General features: G+C 66.4%; 16 protein-coding genes. 6 read left to right on the forward strand and 10 right to left on the reverse strand.

What is annotated here, in order from left to right; translation table 11 throughout:
• Positions 1–2 precede the first annotated feature (2 nt).
• The 3 genes from LJ754_RS02535 to LJ754_RS02545 are packed head-to-tail and all read right to left on the reverse strand — an operon-like array spanning position 3 to position 3923.
• The gene (locus LJ754_RS02535) at positions 3–1556 is read right to left on the reverse strand and encodes an APC family permease (protein WP_227925183.1); all 1554 of its coding nucleotides are present in this window, start codon (positions 1554–1556) and stop codon (positions 3–5) included.
• Positions 1553–2449 carry a universal stress protein gene (locus tag LJ754_RS02540; RefSeq protein WP_227925185.1) on the reverse strand — a complete coding sequence of 299 codons (897 nt, stop codon included), beginning with the start codon at positions 2447–2449 and terminating at the stop codon, positions 1553–1555. Before LJ754_RS02540 ends, LJ754_RS02535 begins: the two co-directional genes overlap by 4 nt.
• Positions 2450–2462: 13 nt before the next feature.
• Complete coding sequence (locus tag LJ754_RS02545; RefSeq protein ID WP_227925190.1) at positions 2463–3923, reverse strand: flavin monoamine oxidase family protein; 1461 nt, start codon at positions 3921–3923, stop codon at positions 2463–2465.
• A gap of 386 nt (positions 3924–4309) precedes the next feature.
• On the opposite strand from LJ754_RS02545, the gene LJ754_RS02550 reads away from it, so the two are divergent.
• Entirely contained in the window at positions 4310–4987 is a 678-nt protein-coding gene (locus LJ754_RS02550; RefSeq protein WP_227925191.1) for a TetR/AcrR family transcriptional regulator, read from the forward strand.
• A 4-nt stretch (positions 4988–4991) separates the two neighbouring features.
• Here LJ754_RS02550 and gabT read toward each other — a convergent pair whose 3' ends face one another.
• The gene (gabT, locus tag LJ754_RS02555) at positions 4992–6347 is read right to left on the reverse strand and encodes a 4-aminobutyrate--2-oxoglutarate transaminase (RefSeq protein WP_227925192.1); all 1356 of its coding nucleotides are present in this window, start codon (positions 6345–6347) and stop codon (positions 4992–4994) included.
• 46 nt (positions 6348–6393) lie between these two features.
• Entirely contained in the window at positions 6394–7824 is a 1431-nt protein-coding gene (locus tag LJ754_RS02560; RefSeq protein ID WP_227925193.1) for a gamma-aminobutyraldehyde dehydrogenase, read from the reverse strand.
• A 149-nt stretch (positions 7825–7973) separates the two neighbouring features.
• Here LJ754_RS02560 and LJ754_RS02565 point away from each other — a divergent pair, with 149 nt between their 5' ends.
• The 4 genes from LJ754_RS02565 (at position 7974) to LJ754_RS02580 (ending at position 11091) form a co-directional block, all read left to right on the forward strand.
• The gene (locus tag LJ754_RS02565; RefSeq protein ID WP_227925195.1) at positions 7974–9383 is read left to right on the forward strand and encodes a PucR family transcriptional regulator; all 1410 of its coding nucleotides are present in this window, start codon (positions 7974–7976) and stop codon (positions 9381–9383) included.
• 78 nt (positions 9384–9461) lie between these two features.
• Positions 9462–10091: a putative glycolipid-binding domain-containing protein gene (locus tag LJ754_RS02570; RefSeq protein ID WP_227925197.1), complete on the forward strand. Its 630-nt coding sequence runs from the start codon at positions 9462–9464 to the stop codon at positions 10089–10091.
• Between the two features lie 75 nt (positions 10092–10166).
• On the forward strand, positions 10167–10595 hold the full coding sequence (locus LJ754_RS02575) for a hypothetical protein (protein ID WP_227912706.1): 429 nt from the start codon (positions 10167–10169) through the stop codon (positions 10593–10595).
• Between the two features lie 7 nt (positions 10596–10602).
• Positions 10603–11091 (forward strand): HIT family protein, encoded by a 489-nt coding sequence (locus tag LJ754_RS02580; RefSeq protein WP_227912705.1) that lies wholly within the window; start codon positions 10603–10605, stop codon positions 11089–11091.
• Between the two features lie 41 nt (positions 11092–11132).
• Here LJ754_RS02580 and LJ754_RS02585 read toward each other — a convergent pair whose 3' ends face one another.
• The 5 genes from LJ754_RS02585 to arsB form a co-directional block, all read right to left on the reverse strand.
• The gene (locus LJ754_RS02585; RefSeq protein WP_227925199.1) at positions 11133–12275 is read right to left on the reverse strand and encodes an ArsO family NAD(P)H-dependent flavin-containing monooxygenase; all 1143 of its coding nucleotides are present in this window, start codon (positions 12273–12275) and stop codon (positions 11133–11135) included.
• A gap of 6 nt (positions 12276–12281) precedes the next feature.
• The gene (locus tag LJ754_RS02590; RefSeq protein WP_227925200.1) at positions 12282–12704 is read right to left on the reverse strand and encodes an arsenate-mycothiol transferase ArsC; all 423 of its coding nucleotides are present in this window, start codon (positions 12702–12704) and stop codon (positions 12282–12284) included.
• Entirely contained in the window at positions 12705–14273 is a 1569-nt protein-coding gene (locus tag LJ754_RS02595) for an FAD-dependent oxidoreductase (RefSeq protein WP_227925427.1), read from the reverse strand.
• A gap of 62 nt (positions 14274–14335) precedes the next feature.
• The gene (locus LJ754_RS02600; RefSeq protein ID WP_227925201.1) at positions 14336–14761 is read right to left on the reverse strand and encodes an arsenate reductase ArsC; all 426 of its coding nucleotides are present in this window, start codon (positions 14759–14761) and stop codon (positions 14336–14338) included.
• The gene (gene arsB, locus LJ754_RS02605) at positions 14758–15870 is read right to left on the reverse strand and encodes an ACR3 family arsenite efflux transporter (RefSeq protein ID WP_227925202.1); all 1113 of its coding nucleotides are present in this window, start codon (positions 15868–15870) and stop codon (positions 14758–14760) included. Before arsB ends, LJ754_RS02600 begins: the two co-directional genes overlap by 4 nt.
• A gap of 109 nt (positions 15871–15979) precedes the next feature.
• On the opposite strand from arsB, the gene LJ754_RS02610 reads away from it, so the two are divergent.
• Complete coding sequence (locus LJ754_RS02610; RefSeq protein WP_227925203.1) at positions 15980–16357, forward strand: ArsR/SmtB family transcription factor; 378 nt, start codon at positions 15980–15982, stop codon at positions 16355–16357.
• Position 16358 lies beyond the last annotated feature (1 nt).

Raw genomic sequence — 16358 nt, forward strand, 5'->3', positions numbered from 1 at the left:
TTTTACGCAAGTTCCGCCGGAACCGGTTCAGCGACTCCCTTTCGCAGTGTTTCACCGCGGAAGAACCCCGGATTGGCCTTGTACATGATGAGCATCAGCACCGCGCCGAGAAGGATTACGCCCATGCCCAGGACGAATACCAGCCCAACCCCGGCCACGGAGGACCCGGAGCCGTAGGAGGGGTCCATGGAGTCACTCGCGGTCTTGAAAAACATGACGAACAGGATCACTCCTCCCAGCAGCGGGGACAGGAATTTCAGCAGGAAGCTGCGCACCGAGCTGAAGGCCTCGGCGCGGAAAAACCAGACGCAGGCGAGCGCCGTGATGCCGTAGTAGAAGCAGATCATCAGGCCCAGGGCGGTGATGGTGTCCCATAGTGCGTTCTCGGAGACCACCCGCGTGAAGGCATAGAACCCTGCTGCTGCCAGCGCGGCCACCACCGTGGCATACCCCGGAGACTTGTGCGCCGGGCTGATCCTGGCGAACTTGCCGGGAAGCGCCCGGTAGTGCCCCATCGCGAGCAGCGTCCGGGCCGGTGAGACGAAGGTGGACTGCAGCGACGCAGCGGAGCTGCTGAGAATGGACAGGGACATCAATATGGCAAACGGCCCCATGACCGGACCGGCCAGGACGGCAAAGATGCTCTCTTGGTTGTCCGGATTGCCGGCCCCGAGTTCCCCCTCCCCCACCCCGGCGAAGGCAAGGGTTGCCAGGGCAACCATCATGTAGATCAGGACAATCACGAACACAGTCACGGTGGCTGCCCGCCCCGGGGTTTTGTCCGGGTTGCGGGTCTCCTCGTTCATGGTCAGCGTCACGTCCCAGCCCCAGTACACAAAGATGGACAGCGATACTCCGGCAGCGAATGCGGAAAAGGACTCCACGGCGAAGGGGTTGAACCAGTCGGCGGTAATGGCGGTGGCATCAAAGGCCGTTCCGTTAGCCACGTGGATGAACGCCGCCACGGAGAACCATCCCAGGACCAGCAACTGGAAACCCACCAGCACGTATTGGAAGGCCTTGGTGGTTTCGATCCCCCGGTAGGAGATCCAGCAGGCACCGGCAATAAACAGGCAGGTGGTGAGGATGTTCAGCGGCAGATTGGTGGTCAGGTCCGCCAGGGAGTCGTTCCCCGTGACCTGTGCGACCAGCAGATAGAAGAAGTCCACCGCCACGGCCGCCAGGTTGGACAGCACAATGATCGTTGCTGCGATCAGACCCCAGCCGCCCATCCAGCCCACCCATGGCCCGAACGCCCGGGTGGCCCAGGTGAAGGACGTGCCTGAGTCCGGCATCGCGTTGTTTAGTTCGCGGTAGCCCAAGGCCACCAGGATCATGGGGATGAACCCGACCAGGAAGATCGCAGGGAGCTGGACACCCACCTCGGACACCGTGGGGCCCAGGCCGGCGGTGAGCGTGTAGGCGGGGGCTATGCAAGAGATGCCGATGACGACGGCGCCCAGCAGGCCCACGGAGCCGGATTTCAAGCCCTTGCGGCTCAGGCCATTTCCGCCTTCGTCTCCGCGGGCGGGCACTACTGCACTGCTGGAGCTCATTGGATCTCCTCTGTTGTGTGTTGTGGACCGCCGGCAGGATGGGCCCCGTCGCCGCGGGGGATAACCACCATGGGTACGGGAAGGCTGCGAAGTACCTTGCTGGCCGTAGTGCCCAGGAACAGCCGGTGGTTCTGGGCCAGCCGGCTGGAGCCGATAAGCATGATTTCGCCCTTGTCGAAATCCAGTTCGTCAATAGCGTTTTCGATGGTCCTCCCGTGGGCTACCACTGCGCTGACGGGACAGCGGCCGCCCGCGAGCGCTTCCGCTTTGGCCTGGGCGGCCTTGGCATGGCGCGACGCTTCCGCCATGGCTTCGTCTTTCCCGGCCGGCGCGTCCAGCGCCACCAGTGACACCAGCCGCAGCGGCAGCGAACTGCGTGCGGCTGCCTCCACCGCGGCGTCGAGCACGTCCTGCGCTCCGGGACGGCTGCCGATGCCGCAGGTGATCCGGGTCAGCGGCGCAGTGCGGCTGTACCCCTTCGGGGCCAACGCGACCGGTACGGAGGAAGCATGGAGGAGGGCATTCGCGACGCTGCCGACAGTGAAGCGCTGGAAGATGCTGTTGCCGGCGGCACCCACCACTATGAGTCCGGCATCGAGATCCTCCGCAGCGTCCATGAGGCCCTGAGCGTCAGAGTCAGCCCGCCGGATCTCTGCATCAGCGTGGACATCCGCAGGCACCAAACCCAGGGCCTCGGTGCGCCAGGCCTCCAGCTGCTCGTCGAGCAGGTCGGTGTAGCCGCGTTCCGGGGGATAGACGGCGGTATAGGGCGAGGGTTCAGGCGCAACCAGAACCAGGTCCAGTCCGGCGTGCTGGGTTCGGGCCAGCACACCCGCGAGGTTCAGCGCATCCCGGCCCTGTTCATTGGCCGTGTATCCGACGACGTAGCGCACGGTGGTACCCCTTTCAGCCTTGACCGTCTACGGCCAGGATTTTGTGTGCCGTTCCCTGGCCCATTCGCACCGCGCCGTCTACGTGCTGGTAGCCCTCGGCTGCGAGGTCGGAGCAGGACCAGTAGATAGGGCCCACCGGGGTGAGCTGGTCTTTCCCGTAGCGGTGAAGGCCGCCCAAGTCGTAGCTGGCCGCGTAGGCGCCCCGTGTCCATTCCTCCGAGCCCCAGTCGGACTCGTAGTAGACCTCCGGCTCCAGTGCCTCCTCGCCCAGGAACGCGGCGATGGAGGAAAGTATCGCCCGGCGGCGGTCCTGGGCGGACAGTTCAAACATTCGGTCCGCCTTTTCATCGGAAACAAAACCGACGAGGGTGCCGCGCGGGTCCTGGTGGTTCGTGTTGTCGTAGATCTCCTGCACCAGTTCGCCCGCTCCGAAGCAGGTGCCGGACAGCCCTTTGTCCCGCCAGAACGGAGTGCGGTATACGGCGTGGACCTTGATGACCAGGCCCAGGGACTGGTGCTGGTGCATCTGGTGCTGCCGGCGCGGCAACGGCGGTTCAAAGGAGACCCGGGAATAGAGGTTCGGAGGCACGGCCATCACGGCATACCGGGCGTGGACGGTGACAGATTCGGCAACTGCTGTCACAGCCGTCGTGCGAATCGGGTCCGTAATCGCCGTCGTGCCCGTTTCGCCATCCTGCATTGTGCCAGTTCCGCCCTCGTGCGCACCCCCGGCCGTGCCGCTGCTTTCACCGGGCCAGCGCAGGAAACGCACCGGGTTGGACAGGAACACGTCCCCGGCCAGGTCCTCTGCCATCCGTTCGGATACCTGCTGCATGCCTCCGGCGACGCGGCGGTCCAGGATGAAGTCCTCATCCACCAGGTTCGAGAAGGAACCGGCGGACGCTGCCATGAGTACTGCCTGCAGAGCGGAGAAAGCGTGGGCCGGTTTCGTCAGCATTCCCCCCGCTACGAACAACCCGATGTTGTTGCAGGCCTCTTCATCCGCGGACTGCGCCCGCAGCCAGTGGTGGAAGGAAACGGTGTCGAGTTCCCGTGCTCTGGGATGATTCCACGGTGCGGCGGGGTCGGTTTCCGCGGCCAGCGCATCCAGGATCTCGATCAGGCGGAGCATTTCCTTTTCGGTCTGCTCTCCCACCGGAAACATATCCCCGGTGTAGGTGCGCCGGGTTCCGTCCGCCGAAATGTAGACCGATTCGCCCTCGCGGTAGCGTTCAAAGGTTTCCAGGCCCAGCTCTTCCACCAGCGCGGACAGGGCGGTTTGGTCCGGGGAAATCCACTGGCCGCCGATTTCGAGCATCGCCCCGTCGATGGTGTCCGTCCAAGTCCGGCCGCCCACACGGTCACGCGCCTCAAGGACTGCCACACTGAGCCCGCCTGCCTTCAGGGCCCGGGCAGCGGACAGTCCGGACGGTCCGGCCCCAATGATCACAACGTCGCGTTCCAGCGTTTGCACAGATTCCTTTCCCTGCGGCCGGGAGCGGCCGCGTACCGCCGCGTGCAGCAACGGATGCGGAGCTGCACGGGTACGGTAAATGAATGGTGTTCATTTATTGAATGGAACTGTAGCGTCCGTCACACGGAAGGGGAAGAGGTTGTGTGAATATTAAGGGTCGGAGTTTGCGGCGCAGCCGGTCGTCCGGCAGGCCGCGCAGCCAGTCCGGCAGCGCAGGCAGCGCAGCCAGTCTGGCAAGCAGGCAGACAGCGCAGCTAGTCCGGCAGGCAGGCAGCGCAGCTAGTCCGGCAGGCAGGCAGGCAGGCACAGTTGCATGCGGCATGGCAGTGCACGGCAAGAACATTGCACGGCACGGCATTTCTTGGGGAAGGACGGAACGGGAGCGGATGACAGGGCAGGTACCCGCACGGCGCGGAGCGGGACGTCCCGCTAACCGCGTGCTGACTCCCGGGAAAATTACAGCCGCGGCCTTGGCCGTCATCCGCGCCAAGGGCTATGACGGGCTGACAATGTCTGCCCTGGCCCGGCGCCTGAGTGTGGCTCCCTCGGCCCTGTACAACCATGTGGAATCCAAGGCTGAAGTCCTGCAGTGGATCCAGGACTACGTGATGTCGGGGGTGGACACATCCTGCTTCAGCGAGCTTCCCTGGGAGGAGGCGGTCCGGACCTGGGCACGTTCCTACCGCGATGTGTTCGCCCGGCACACACCGCTGATTCCGGTGATCGCCGTCCTGCAGGTCCGCGGCGCGCCCCGGACCCTGGCAATGTACGAAGTCGTCACCGAGGGTTTCCTCCGTGCGGGCTGGCCGCAGGAACACATCGTGCCCGCCATTGTGGCACTTGAGTCCTTTATCTACGGCTCGGCGTACGACGCCGTGGCGCCGCAGGACATCTTCGACACCGGTGCCCTCGCTCCGGACAGTCCGCTGTTCACGTCCGCGGTGCAGGAGCAGTTGGGCCGGGAAGAAGGCCGTGCCGCCGATACGGCGTTCGACGCCGGGCTGGATGCCCTGGTGACAGGGCTCAGCCGGCAGGCCGGTGTGGCCTGCCGGCAAGACCGCTAAAGGGTCAACCTTGCGCGCGGACCGCTGCCTCCAGTACGTCGAGGCCGTCAAGCAGCAGTTCGTCGCCGATGGTCAGCGGCGGCAGCAACCGGATGACGTTGCCGTAGGTACCGCAGGTCAGCACAATGACGCCCTCGCGCAGGCAGGCCGCAGCCACCGCTTTGGCGGCAGCGGCGTCGGGCTCCATGGTCCCCGGGATGACGAGCTCCACGGCAAGCATGGCCCCGCGGCCGCGCACGTCTCCGACCGCGCCGGACTCCGCGGCCAGCGCCCGCAGCCGGGGCAGCACCAGCTCCCCGATGTGCTTCGCCCGGCCGGCAAGGTCCTGGGCCACCATGGTGTCCATGGCGGCCAGCGCGGCGGCGCAGGCCACCGGATTGCCGCCGTACGTCCCGCCGAGGCCGCCGGGATGCACGGCGTCGAGCAGCTCCGCGCGGCCGGTCACGGCGGATAGCGGCATGCCGCCGGCAATGCCCTTGGCCATGGTGATCAGATCCGGAACCACGCCCTCGTGCTGGACGGCGAACCACTCACCCGTCCGGCAGAAACCGGACTGCACCTCGTCGGCAATAAAGACCACGCCGTTGGCACGCGCCCACTCTGCCAGCCGGGGCAGGAAGCCTTCCGCCGGGACGATGAACCCGCCCTCGCCCTGGATCGGTTCAATCAGCAGGGCGGCGAGCTGGTCGGCGCCGATTTGCTTCTCGATGGCGAGGATCGCCCGGTCCGCGGCTTCGACGCCGGTGATGGCAGGGTTTTCCTCCCGGTACGGGTAGCTCATCGGCATCCGGTAAATTTCCGGGGCGAACGGACCGAAACCGGTTTTGTACGGCATGGCCTTCGCGGTCAGCCCCATGGTGAGGTTGGTGCGCCCGTGGTAGGCATGGTCGAAGGCCACTACGGCGTTGCGTCCGGTGGCGGACCGGGCAATCTTCACCGCGTTCTCCACCGCTTCGGCACCCGAGTTGAACAGCACGGTGCGCTTTTCGAAGTCCCCAGGCGTCACTTCGGCCAGCCGTTCGGCTACGGCTACGTAGCCCTCGTACGGGGTGACCATAAAGCAGGTGTGCGTGAAGTGCGCGGCCTGCTCTTGCACGGCAGCGACGACGGCGGGATCGGACGCACCGACGCTGGTCACGGCAATGCCGGAACCGAGGTCGGTGAAGGCGTTGCCGTCCACGTCCACGATGATCCCGCCGTCGGCGTCGGCTGCGTACACGGGGACGCTGGAGGCAACCCCCTTGGCCACCACTGCGGCACGGCGTGCCTCCAGGGCAGCGGACTTCGGGCCCGGGAAGGAACCGCTGATCCGGCGTTTCTGTTCCAGTCGGTAGCTGGGGGCGGTGACGGAAGTGCTCATGATGCTGCCTTTCAAAAATGTGCCGTAGGGGTTGGAGGCGCGGGACTCAGGCGTCCAAGGCGGTCATCACGTGCTTGATCCGGGTGTAATCCTCCACCCCGTACATGGACAGGTCCTTGCCGTAGCCGGAGCTCTTGAAGCCGCCGTGCGGCATTTCGGCGGTGAGTAGGATGTGGGTGTTGATCCAGACCGCACCGAAGTCAAGGTCCCGGGACAGGCGCATGGCCCGGCCGTGGTTGGTGGTCCAGACGCTGGAGGCGAGCGCATATTCGACACCGTTGGCCATTTCCACGGCCTCGTCTTCGCTGCCGAACCGCTGCACGGTGATGACCGGGCCGAAGGTTTCCTTCTGCACAATGTCATCGTCCTGGCGGGCACCGCTGATGACAGTGGGCTCGAAGAAGAACCCCTTCGCCCCGGCCCGGCGTCCTCCGGTTTCCACCTTGCAGTGCGCCGGAAGCGCATCAATGACCGCGTTCACGGCGTTGAAATGGTTGATGTTGTTCAGCGGCCCGAAGTAGTTGTCTTCGTCGTTGTCGCTGCCGGTTTTCAACCCGCGGGCCGCTGCCACCAGCTTCTCCACCAGGGCGTCATGGGCGGAATCTTCCACGAGCACGCGAGTGATGGCTGTGCAGTCCTGCCCGGCGTTGAAGAAGGCGAACTCGGCCACTGCCTGCGCGGTGCGGTCCAGGTCGGCGTCGGCGAAGACCACGGCCGGTGCCTTGCCACCCAGTTCAAGATGCGCGCGTTTCAGGCCCTTGGCCGCACCGGAGGCCACGGCAATGCCGGCCCGCACCGAGCCGGTGATGGAAACCAGTCCGGGTACGGGGTGCTCGACCATCAGGGCGCCCGTCTCCCCGGTGCCCAGGACCACATTCAGCACACCGGCAGGGAAGATGTCCTGGGCCAGCCGGGCGAGGACCAGCGTGGATTCCGGCGTGGTGTCGGAGGGCTTGAGCACCACGGTGTTTCCGGCGGCCAGAGCGGGGCCGATCTTCCAGACGGCCATCAGCAGCGGATAGTTCCACGGGGCCACCTGCGCGACGACGCCGATGGGTTCACGCCGGACAAAGGAAGTGTGCCCCTCGAGGTATTCCCCGGCGGACTTGCCCTCCAGCAGCCGGGCGGCACCGGCGAAGAACCGGAGCTGGTCCGCCCCCACGGCCACTTCCTCCGCGGCAATCAGCGAGCGGACCTGCCCGGTGTTGCGGTGCTGGGCTTCCACCAGCTCCTCGGAATTGGCTTCCAGGGCGTCGGCCAGGCGCAGCAACAGTAGCTGGCGCTCGCTGGGCGTGGTGCGCTTCCAGGTCCGGAACGCAGTTGCGGCGGCATTCATGGCGGCATCGACGTCGGCCTCCACCGACACCGGCGACACAGCCACCACCTCGCCGTTGGCGGGGTTCACGATGTCCAGCACCTCCGTTCCGCGGGAGGCGACGAATTCGCCGTTGATGAAGTTCTGCAGTGTCTGCGCCATGCCGGGGGTCCTTTCGGAAACGTGCCGGGCGTGCACCCGGGATACCCCAAACGTACTGTGCGCCCCAGATCACATCCAGAGGCATCCGCACAGACAGACTGCAGCATCACGGTGCAGTTGCCCAACGGCTTCGCTCCTATAGTGGAGCCATGTCGATCACTCTTCCGGATCTGCTGGCCGCAGGCGGACTGAACCTCACCCGCCACGGTTCCGCACCGTTGTCGGACCGGCCCATCCAATGGGTGGCGGTGACCGAACTCGAGGACCCCTCCCCGTTCCTTGGCGGAGGCGAAGTAGTGCTAACCACCGGACTGCGGCACAGCAGCGCGGCTGCCCAGCGGCGTTTTGTGCAGAGCGTGGATAAGGCCGGCGCCCTGGGCATCGGCTTCGGTACGGGGCTGAGCCACGGCACGGTGCCCGGTCCGTTGCTGGCGGAAGCGGACCGCAGAGACCTGCCCGTTTTCGAAGTGCCTTACGACACCCCCTTTATGGCGTTGGGGAAGCTGGTGGCCGATTCGCTTTCGGCCGAGCATGTGACCCACCTGCACCAACTGCTTTCCGCACACCAGGTGCTGGCCGAAGCGCTGCTCAGCGGCAAAGGGCTTCCCCGGCTGCTCACCGAGCTGTCCCGCCTGGTGGGGGCCGAGGTGGCCCTGTTCCAATACGGAGCACCGGTCTTTGCCACCGCGCAGCCGGACTCGTCCTGGCGCCGGATACCCGTTTCCACCGGGATGCGCGACCGCTGCACCCTGGCCATCGCGGAACCCTTTGTGCAGCCCGACGTCGTGGCCTACGCCTCCAGCCTGATTGGCGTGGAACTTAGCAACCAAGCAGCACGCCGGGCCAGCAGCCGAAAGGTCACCGGGCAGCTCCTGGGCGACGTAGTGGAGGGGAGACTGGCCGGGGCGGACGCCGCCGTCCGGCTCCGGTCCGCCGGCATCGACACGTCGCAGAGGCTGTTGATCCTGCTGGTGGAGGCCGCCTCGGGACAGGTCCGCGGCCTGCCGGCCCTGCCGCTTCCGGCAATGTTCGACGGCGCCCCCACCGGCGTGTACGGCAAGCGCCTGGCAGTGGTGGTTCCGGCTTCTGACGGGCCCCGGCTGGCCGAGGCGCTCAGCTCCTTCCTTTTTGGCGCCGGACTCACGGCCAAGGTGGGAGTGGGAGGCGCGTACACGGAACCGGCAGGACTGCGCTGGAGCTACTACGAGGCCCGCGAGGCGCTGCAGCGCGGCGCGGCCGTCAACGAACCGGAGCGCCTCAGCCTCACGTCCCTGCTGATGGCAGGCCGGGATGTTCCGCTGGCCGATCTGGCCGCGGAAGCACTGGGCCCGCTGGAAGCCTTCGACAACCGGCACGGAGCCCAGCTGCTCCCTACCCTGGACACCTATCTGGCCCTCAACGGATCCGTGGCCGCTGTAGCCGCGGATCTGAACCTGCACCGCAACACTGTTCGCTACCGGCTGGCACAGATCGCGGAACTCACCGGCTACGACCCGGCCGTCACTGCCGACCGCGTGCATCTCTTCCTGGCCCTGAGCGTCCGGCGGCTGGGCGGCTGAAGCTGGCCCGCTGAGCCCTGGCAACCGGGTCGGCAGCCTGAATCCGGGCAGGTAGGCCCGCACGGTTAACCTGGAGGGATGACCTTAACCGCGCAGGCCAGGACTATCCGCTGGCAGGGACTGGATGATCCGGAGCGCACGGACACAGCTGTGGTGTCCTTCCGGGAGCGGGAACTTGCTGCCGCCGGGACCTCGGTGACCCCCGGGTACACGGTTACCTGGACGCTCTCCACCATCCCGGGTTGGGTGACCCGGCATCTGTCCGTCCGTGTGAAGGGCAACGGCTGGGCCCGGACGCTGCTGCTCGAACGCAGCACCGAGGGCCGGTGGACAGCGGAAACCACGGCCTCCGGCAACACCGGCCTGCCCGCTCCGGGGCTGGACGATCCGCGCAGCTTGGACGAGGCCCAGGACGCCGATCTGGGACTGTGCCCGCTGACCAACACCATGCCCATCCTCCGCCTGGACCTGCTGAACGGGTCCGCTCCCCCGGATGAAACGCAGCTGACCATGGCGTGGGTGGAGATCCCCAGTCTGCGGGTGCTGCCCAGCCGGCAGGTCTATTCGCAGGTGAGGCCCTATTCACCGGAGTCCGGGCGCGCCGTCGTGCTCTACAGTTCCGATACCGGCGGGTTCACCGCTGAACTCGAGGTGGACGCGGACGGCGCAGTGCTCGACTACCCGGGCCTGGCGGCCCGCCTGTCCTAGCGCGGTGGTGCACGGCCGCCGCCGCGTCCCCGCTAGGATTGGAATACATCCACTCACCGCACGCTTGGAGACCACATGAGTGAAATTTTCCTTGATCGATTCCGCGCCCTGGTCCCCAAGTACCTGGAGGACAACTGGCGTGAAGAGGACGGCATCCCCGAGCACGAACTCGATGCCATGCTCGCCGCCCATGATTTCAACATCCCGCTGGTGCTGCGCGAGTTCTACCTCGCCGTGGGCGGGTGCGAGGACCTCATGGAGGCGTTCCACTTCTTCTGGGATCCGGATGAGCTGGAAATCGAAGACGGGTACCTGCTGTTCCTCGAAGACGAGGATGAGAAGTTCGTCTGGGGCATCCGCGAGGACCAGCTGGACGTTCCCGATCCCATTGTGTGGCGCCGCAACAACGCCCGCGGGGACTGGCAGAGCGAAGAAGGCACCCTGAGCGAATATGTCCTGGACATGTTCGAGTGGATTTTCGAAGAGGACGAAGACGAGGACTGAGGCTTTAATGAAGGAACTGTCGAGCGAAACCGCCTGGACCAGCCACGCACCGGAGGGCTATGAATGCCCCTTCTGCGACATGGCCTCCGGGGAGTTCCGGTTTCCCGGCAACCTCTGCGAGCCCGGGGACCTCGTCTACTCGGATGATCTGGTGCTGGCCTTCATCGCCTCCCACGGTTTCGACCCGGAGCCTGGCCATGTCCTGGTCACTCCCCGCGCCCATTACGAGCTGCTGTATGAACTGCCCGACGACGTTGCGGCCCGGATCATGTTGGTGACCCGCGACATGGCGGTCGCCATCAAGAAGGCCTGGCACCCGGACGGCGTCACCACCCGGCAGCACAACGAGCCCGCCGGCAGCCAGCACGTGTGGCACTACCACCAGCATGTGCTGCCGCGTTGGACCAATGACGGGCTGTATTTCACCCCCAAGCGGCCCATCGTGCCGCCGGCCGTCCGTGCCCGGAAAGCCGCGGAGCTGCGCGCCGTCCTGTAGGGAAGGCTGTCCTAGTAGGGGCGCCGGCTTTTGGGGCCGTCCTACCTGCCCGAAATCTTCGCCACAGTGTCCCGTGCCGTCGCGCCGACGCCGATGAGCGTGGCTGAGGCAGGTCCGGTCCAATCCCCGTATCCCAGGAAGAACAGATCGGGGCCGTCAACTGAGCGGGTGCGCAGCTGGGCATCCGTAGCCGGAACACCGTTGCGGATAGCCAGGCCGAGGGGCCTCAGGTGCTGCAGGTCCGGCCGGAAGCCGGTGCACCAAATAACCGCATCAGCGCGGAGCTTCTCCCCGTCCTCCCATTGCACCCCCTCCGGGACAAAGCGGAAGAACATCGGCCGGGCCTTCAGCAGGCCGGCGTCGCGGGCTTTCCGCACCGCGGGAACGGCAACAATGTCACCTATGTCGGCGATACCGGCTGGTGCAGGCTCTCCCGCCGCGAGGGCTTTGCTGCGGCGTGTGGCGATGGAGAACAATGCCCGGCCGTCGACGTCGTCGGGCAGGTAGCGCGGCGGATGCCGCGTCACCCAAGTCACCGACGACGTTGGGGCGAGATCCGCGGCGATCTGCGCCCCCGAGTTGCCGCCGCCCACCACCACTACGTTTTGTTCGGCGAAAGGCTCCGGTCCCCGGTAGCCGGCGGTGTGCAGCTGCCGGCCGGTGAACTGCTCGCTGCCGGGCACCGCAGGGATGTACGGGGTAGCCCAGCTGCCGGTGGCGTTGATGATCGCCCGGCTGGCCCACTGCCCGTGGTCGGTGTCAGTGAGGTAGCCGCCGTCAGTGAGGTAGCCGCCGTCAGTGAGGTAGCCGCCGCCGTCGATCCTCCGCACAGCGTCGACCCGGACGGGCCGGTACACCGGCAGGTCATAGCGGGCCTCGTAAGTGCGCAGATACTGCGCAACATGCTCCGCCGAGGGGTTGCCTTCACCCGTCCAGGCGGGCATCTGGTAGCCGGGCAGGGAGCTGTAGGCAGCCGGGGAGAACAGTTCCAGGCTCTTCCAGTAGTGCTGCCAGGCACCGCCGGGCTGTCGGTTGGCGTCGAGGATGGCGAAGGTGGGCGCTGGCCCGGACCGGCCGGTGGCCTCGTCCCGCCGCAGGCGGTTCAGGTAGTAGCCTGCAGCGAGACCGGCCTGGCCTCCCCCGATCACCAGGACATCGACATCCCGGGACTGGTTTTCAGTCATAGGGGCTCAGGCGCCCTCGGCACCGGTGAGGTCGCGGTGCAGCTCACGGACCCTGCGCTGGATGTCGTCGCGGACCAGGCGCATCCTGTCCATTCCTTCGATGCCGCGTTCGGAGGGTTCGTCGGTGTCCCAGTTCTCGTATCGGGTGCCGGCCGGCACGGTCACGGCTGCTTCGCGGCCAAGGGTCACGACGATGTCGGCCGCCCGCATCGCCTCGTCCGTCACGGCTTTCGGAGTCTCGGCGCTGATGTCGATACCGAGTTCGGCCAGCGATTCCGCTGACCGGGCGTTCAGCGCCGTACCGGGTTTGGTCCCGGCCGAGCGCACGTCCACGGTTTCACCGGCAAGGTCCTTCATCAGCCCTGCCGCCATCTGCGACTTGCCTGCGTTTTTCACGCAGATGAACAAGACGCTCGGTGTACCCGGCATTCAGTCCCCCTGTTCCGCGGAGCGGCCGTGCTCCAGTCCGGTGGGAATACCCAGGAACGCCGGTTCGGGCGTGCAGCAGGAGGAGGATGCCGCCGGTGCGGTTTCCTCTGCTGCCGCAATGCCGGCATCCGTCCCGCAGCACGACGCCGAGGAAGACGCCGCGGGGGCCGCGGGGGCCGGTTCCGGTGCCCCGCAGCAGGACGACGCCGCTTCCGTGGCCGGCACAGGCTCCGGCGCGGCTCCGCAGCAGGAAACGGACACGACTGAACCCGCAACGGCCGGTGCATCACAGCTTGACGCTGTGTCGCAGCTGCCGCCGAGATCGGTGGAGCAGACTCCGGTTTCGGGCAGGACCAGCTGCACGTCGTCGGCAGCCTGCTGGTCTCCTGCCAACGCCGCCGCAATGGAGCGGACCTGCTCGTAACCGGTGGCCATCAGGAACGTGGGTGCCCGGCCGTAGGACTTCATGCCCGCAACGTAGAAATCCTTCTCCGGGTGGGACAGCAGCTGGGCGCCGTGCGGTGCCACGGTGCCGCAGCTGTGGAACTCGGGATCGATCAGCGGCCCGAGCCCCCGCGGGGCCTCAACCGACGGGTCCAGGTCCAGCCGGATTTCGCGCAGCATCTCCAGATCCGGGCGGAAACCGGTGGCCGGAACCAGCAGGTCCACGTCAAGCTGCTTCCCGCCGTACGGCGTAGTGCCAACTACCGACAAGGTGTCTGAGGTTTTGAAGCCGGTGATGGTGAAGGCCGTGTGCAGCTCGATTCGTCCGTCCGCCACGAGGGTACGCAGCCGGCTGCCGAGCGCCCCGCGGGCGGGCAGGCCATCCAGGTCGCCGCCGCCGTAGACATTGGCAGCGGAGGCGCTGCGGATGGCCCAGCTGATCCGGGTTCCCGGTTCCTGCTCGGCCAGTTCCCCCAGTGCCAGCAGGGTATTCGCAGCCGAGTGGCCGGCGCCCACCACCAGGACATGCTTTCCGGCGAACCGGGAACGGTCGCGGCCAACGACGTCGGGCAGCGGGCGTGTGATCAGCCCTGCCGCGACGGCGTCCGCTTCCCCGACAGCCGGCAGTCCGGCCTGACCCAGCGGGTTCGGCGTCTGCCAGGTGCCGGAGGCGTCAATGACGGCGCGGGCCCGGAAGTCGGTGACGGTTCCCTCGGCATCTTCGACCCGGAGAAGGAACGGGGTGTCCTCCCGGCCGCTGCTGCGGGTCCTGTCCAGGCCTTCCCGGCTCACAGCCACAACCCGGGTGGAGGTGTGCAGCGAAGCCGCAATCCCGGGGACAGCGGCAAGCGGCCGCAGGTACTGCTCCTCCAGTTCGGCACCCGTGGGCAAGGCCTCGGCATCCGGCTCCTGCCACCCGGTACCGGCGAGCAGACGGCGGGCGGCGGCGTCGACGTCGTACCGCCACGGCGAGAACAGCCGGATGTGCGCCCAGGACGCAACCGCAGCCGCAGGCGTTGCACCGGCCTCGAAGATGACCGGCGTCAGTCCGCGCTCAATCAGGTGCGCGGCAGCTGCAAGGCCCACGGGGCCTGCACCGATCACGGCGACGGGAAGTTCGGACATCTCAGTGTTGTCAGTGTTCTCAGTGGTGTCAGGCACGGGTGTTTCCTCTTCGGTGCGGGTGGTTACTTCGCGTGGAGCAAGTCTTCGATCAGGGCAGAGATCCGGGCCTTGATTTCGTCCCGGATGGGCCGGACCGCCTCAACGCCCCGTCCGGCAGGGTCCTCGAGTTTCCAGTCCTCGTAGCGTTTGCCCGGGAAGATCGGGCAGGCATCGCCGCAGCCCATGGTGATCACGACGTCGGAGGCCTGCACCGCCTCGGTGGTCAGGACCTTGGGCAGCTCGGCGGACATGTCGATCCCGTCTTCGGCCATGGCCTCCACGGCTGCGGGGTTGACCGACTCGGCGGGTGCTGACCCGGCAGAGCGGACCTCGATCCGGCCCTTCCCCAATGTGCGGAGGTAGGCGGCGGCCATCTGGGAGCGGCCGGCGTTGTGCACGCATACGAACAGGACAGAGGGCTTGGTTTCGGTGGCTTTGGGGGTGCTCATCGGTTCGTCATTTCTTGAGATGCGGTGACTGGAGAGGCAGCGGCAGGCCAGTATTTCTTCTGCGCCCGGAGCGCGGCGTAGACCAGGGCAACCAGGACGGGAACTTCGATCAGGGGCCCGACGACGCCGGCCAGCGCCTGCCCGGAGGTCACTCCGTAGGTGCCGACTGCCACGGCGATGGCCAGTTCGAAATTGTTTCCGGCGGCTGTGAACGCCAGCGTAGTGGTGCGCGGGTAGCCCAGCTTCAGGACCTTGCCCAGCAGCATGCCCACACTGAAAACCACCACAAAATAGACCAGCAGCGGCAGGGCAATCCGGGCCACGTCCAGCGGATGGGAGGTGATTCCATCGCCCTGCAGGGCGAACAGCAGCACGATGGTGAACAACAGGCCGTACAGGGCCCACGGTCCAAGCTTCGGCAGGAAGGTGCCTTCGTACCAGTCCCGGCCCCGGGCCCTTTCGCCCAGGGTGCGGGTGAGGAAACCGGCCAGCAGCGGGATGCCGAGGAAGATCAGGACACTGAGTGTGATGGCCCAGAAGGAGAACTCGACGCTGGTGGTTTCCAGTCCGAGCCAGCCGGGCAGCACCTGAAGGTAGAACCAGCCCAGGGCGCCGAACGCGAGGACCTGGAACACGGAATTAATGGCGACCAGCACGGCGGCGGCTTCGCGGTCCCCGCAGGCCAGGTCATTCCAGATCATCACCATGGCGATGCAGCGCGCCAGACCCACAATGATGAGGCCGGTCCGGTACTCGGGCAGGTCCGGCAGGAAAATCCAGGCCAGCGCAAACATAAACGCCGGTGCGGCCACCCAGTTCAGGATCAGCGAGGTGACCATCAGCTTCCGGTCCGCCACCACCTTGGAGGTTTCGTTGTATCGGACCTTGGCCAGCACGGGATACATCATCACCAGCAGGCCGACGGCGATCGGCAGGGACACGTTGGAAACCTTCACCGAGTCCAGTGCCGGGCCGATGCCTGGAACCAGCCGGCCCAGGAGCAGTCCGGCTGCCATCGCGGCGAGGATCCACACGGGCAGGAAGCGGTCCAGCATCGACAGCCGGGCGGTGACCGGGCCGGTTTGCGGTGGTGCGGCGGGGGTGCTCATGAACTCCTCAGAGATTTGGGGCGACACGCATCGAGAAATATCGATGGGTATCGATTTCGAGTATTCCCGCAGGCATCGACGAATGTCAATCCGAGTGCATAATGGACGGGTGACCACTGTTCAGACCGCTTTCACCCCTGCGTCCGCTGCGTCCGCTGTGTCCGATGTGTCTGAAGCCTGCTGCACGCCGCTGACCAAAGAGGCGCTCAGCGCCGAGGACGCCCAGCGGTTTGCCCAGCTGCTCAAGGCTGTTGCCGAACCGACGCGGCTGCGTCTGGTCTCACTGATTGCGGCGCAGGAGAACAAGGAAGCGTGTGTCTGCGACCTGACTGAGCCGATCGGCTTGGGCCAGCCGACCATTTCCCACCACCTGAAGATTCTGGTGGATGCCGGAATTCTGCGCCGGGAAAAGCGCGGCGTATGGGCTTACTACTCCATCATTCCCGGAGCGCTCGAACGGGCAGCTGCCGTTCTCGCTCCCCGGTAGG

It is taken from the genome of Arthrobacter sp. zg-Y40 (genome assembly GCF_020731535.1).
GTDB lineage: Bacteria > Actinomycetota > Actinomycetes > Actinomycetales > Micrococcaceae > Arthrobacter_B.

What these genes read in the sequence shown, in the direction of transcription:
- LJ754_RS02535 (WP_227925183.1), bottom strand. Translation starts at nt 1,556, where the DNA reads ATGAGCTCCAGCAGTGCAGTAGTGCCCGCCCGCGGAGACGAAGGCGGA.
- LJ754_RS02550 (WP_227925191.1), top strand. Translation starts at nt 4,310, where the DNA reads ATGACAGGGCAGGTACCCGCACGGCGCGGAGCGGGACGTCCCGCTAAC.
- gabT (WP_227925192.1), bottom strand. Translation starts at nt 6,347, where the DNA reads ATGAGCACTTCCGTCACCGCCCCCAGCTACCGACTGGAACAGAAACGC.
- LJ754_RS02560 (WP_227925193.1), bottom strand. Translation starts at nt 7,824, where the DNA reads ATGGCGCAGACACTGCAGAACTTCATCAACGGCGAATTCGTCGCCTCC.
- LJ754_RS02565 (WP_227925195.1), top strand. Translation starts at nt 7,974, where the DNA reads ATGTCGATCACTCTTCCGGATCTGCTGGCCGCAGGCGGACTGAACCTC.
- LJ754_RS02570 (WP_227925197.1), top strand. Translation starts at nt 9,462, where the DNA reads ATGACCTTAACCGCGCAGGCCAGGACTATCCGCTGGCAGGGACTGGAT.
- LJ754_RS02575 (WP_227912706.1), top strand. Translation starts at nt 10,167, where the DNA reads ATGAGTGAAATTTTCCTTGATCGATTCCGCGCCCTGGTCCCCAAGTAC.
- LJ754_RS02580 (WP_227912705.1), top strand. Translation starts at nt 10,603, where the DNA reads ATGAAGGAACTGTCGAGCGAAACCGCCTGGACCAGCCACGCACCGGAG.
- LJ754_RS02585 (WP_227925199.1), bottom strand. Translation starts at nt 12,275, where the DNA reads ATGACTGAAAACCAGTCCCGGGATGTCGATGTCCTGGTGATCGGGGGA.
- LJ754_RS02590 (WP_227925200.1), bottom strand. Translation starts at nt 12,704, where the DNA reads ATGCCGGGTACACCGAGCGTCTTGTTCATCTGCGTGAAAAACGCAGGC.
- LJ754_RS02595 (WP_227925427.1), bottom strand. Translation starts at nt 14,273, where the DNA reads ATGTCCGAACTTCCCGTCGCCGTGATCGGTGCAGGCCCCGTGGGCCTT.
- LJ754_RS02600 (WP_227925201.1), bottom strand. Translation starts at nt 14,761, where the DNA reads ATGAGCACCCCCAAAGCCACCGAAACCAAGCCCTCTGTCCTGTTCGTA.
- arsB (WP_227925202.1), bottom strand. Translation starts at nt 15,870, where the DNA reads ATGAGCACCCCCGCCGCACCACCGCAAACCGGCCCGGTCACCGCCCGG.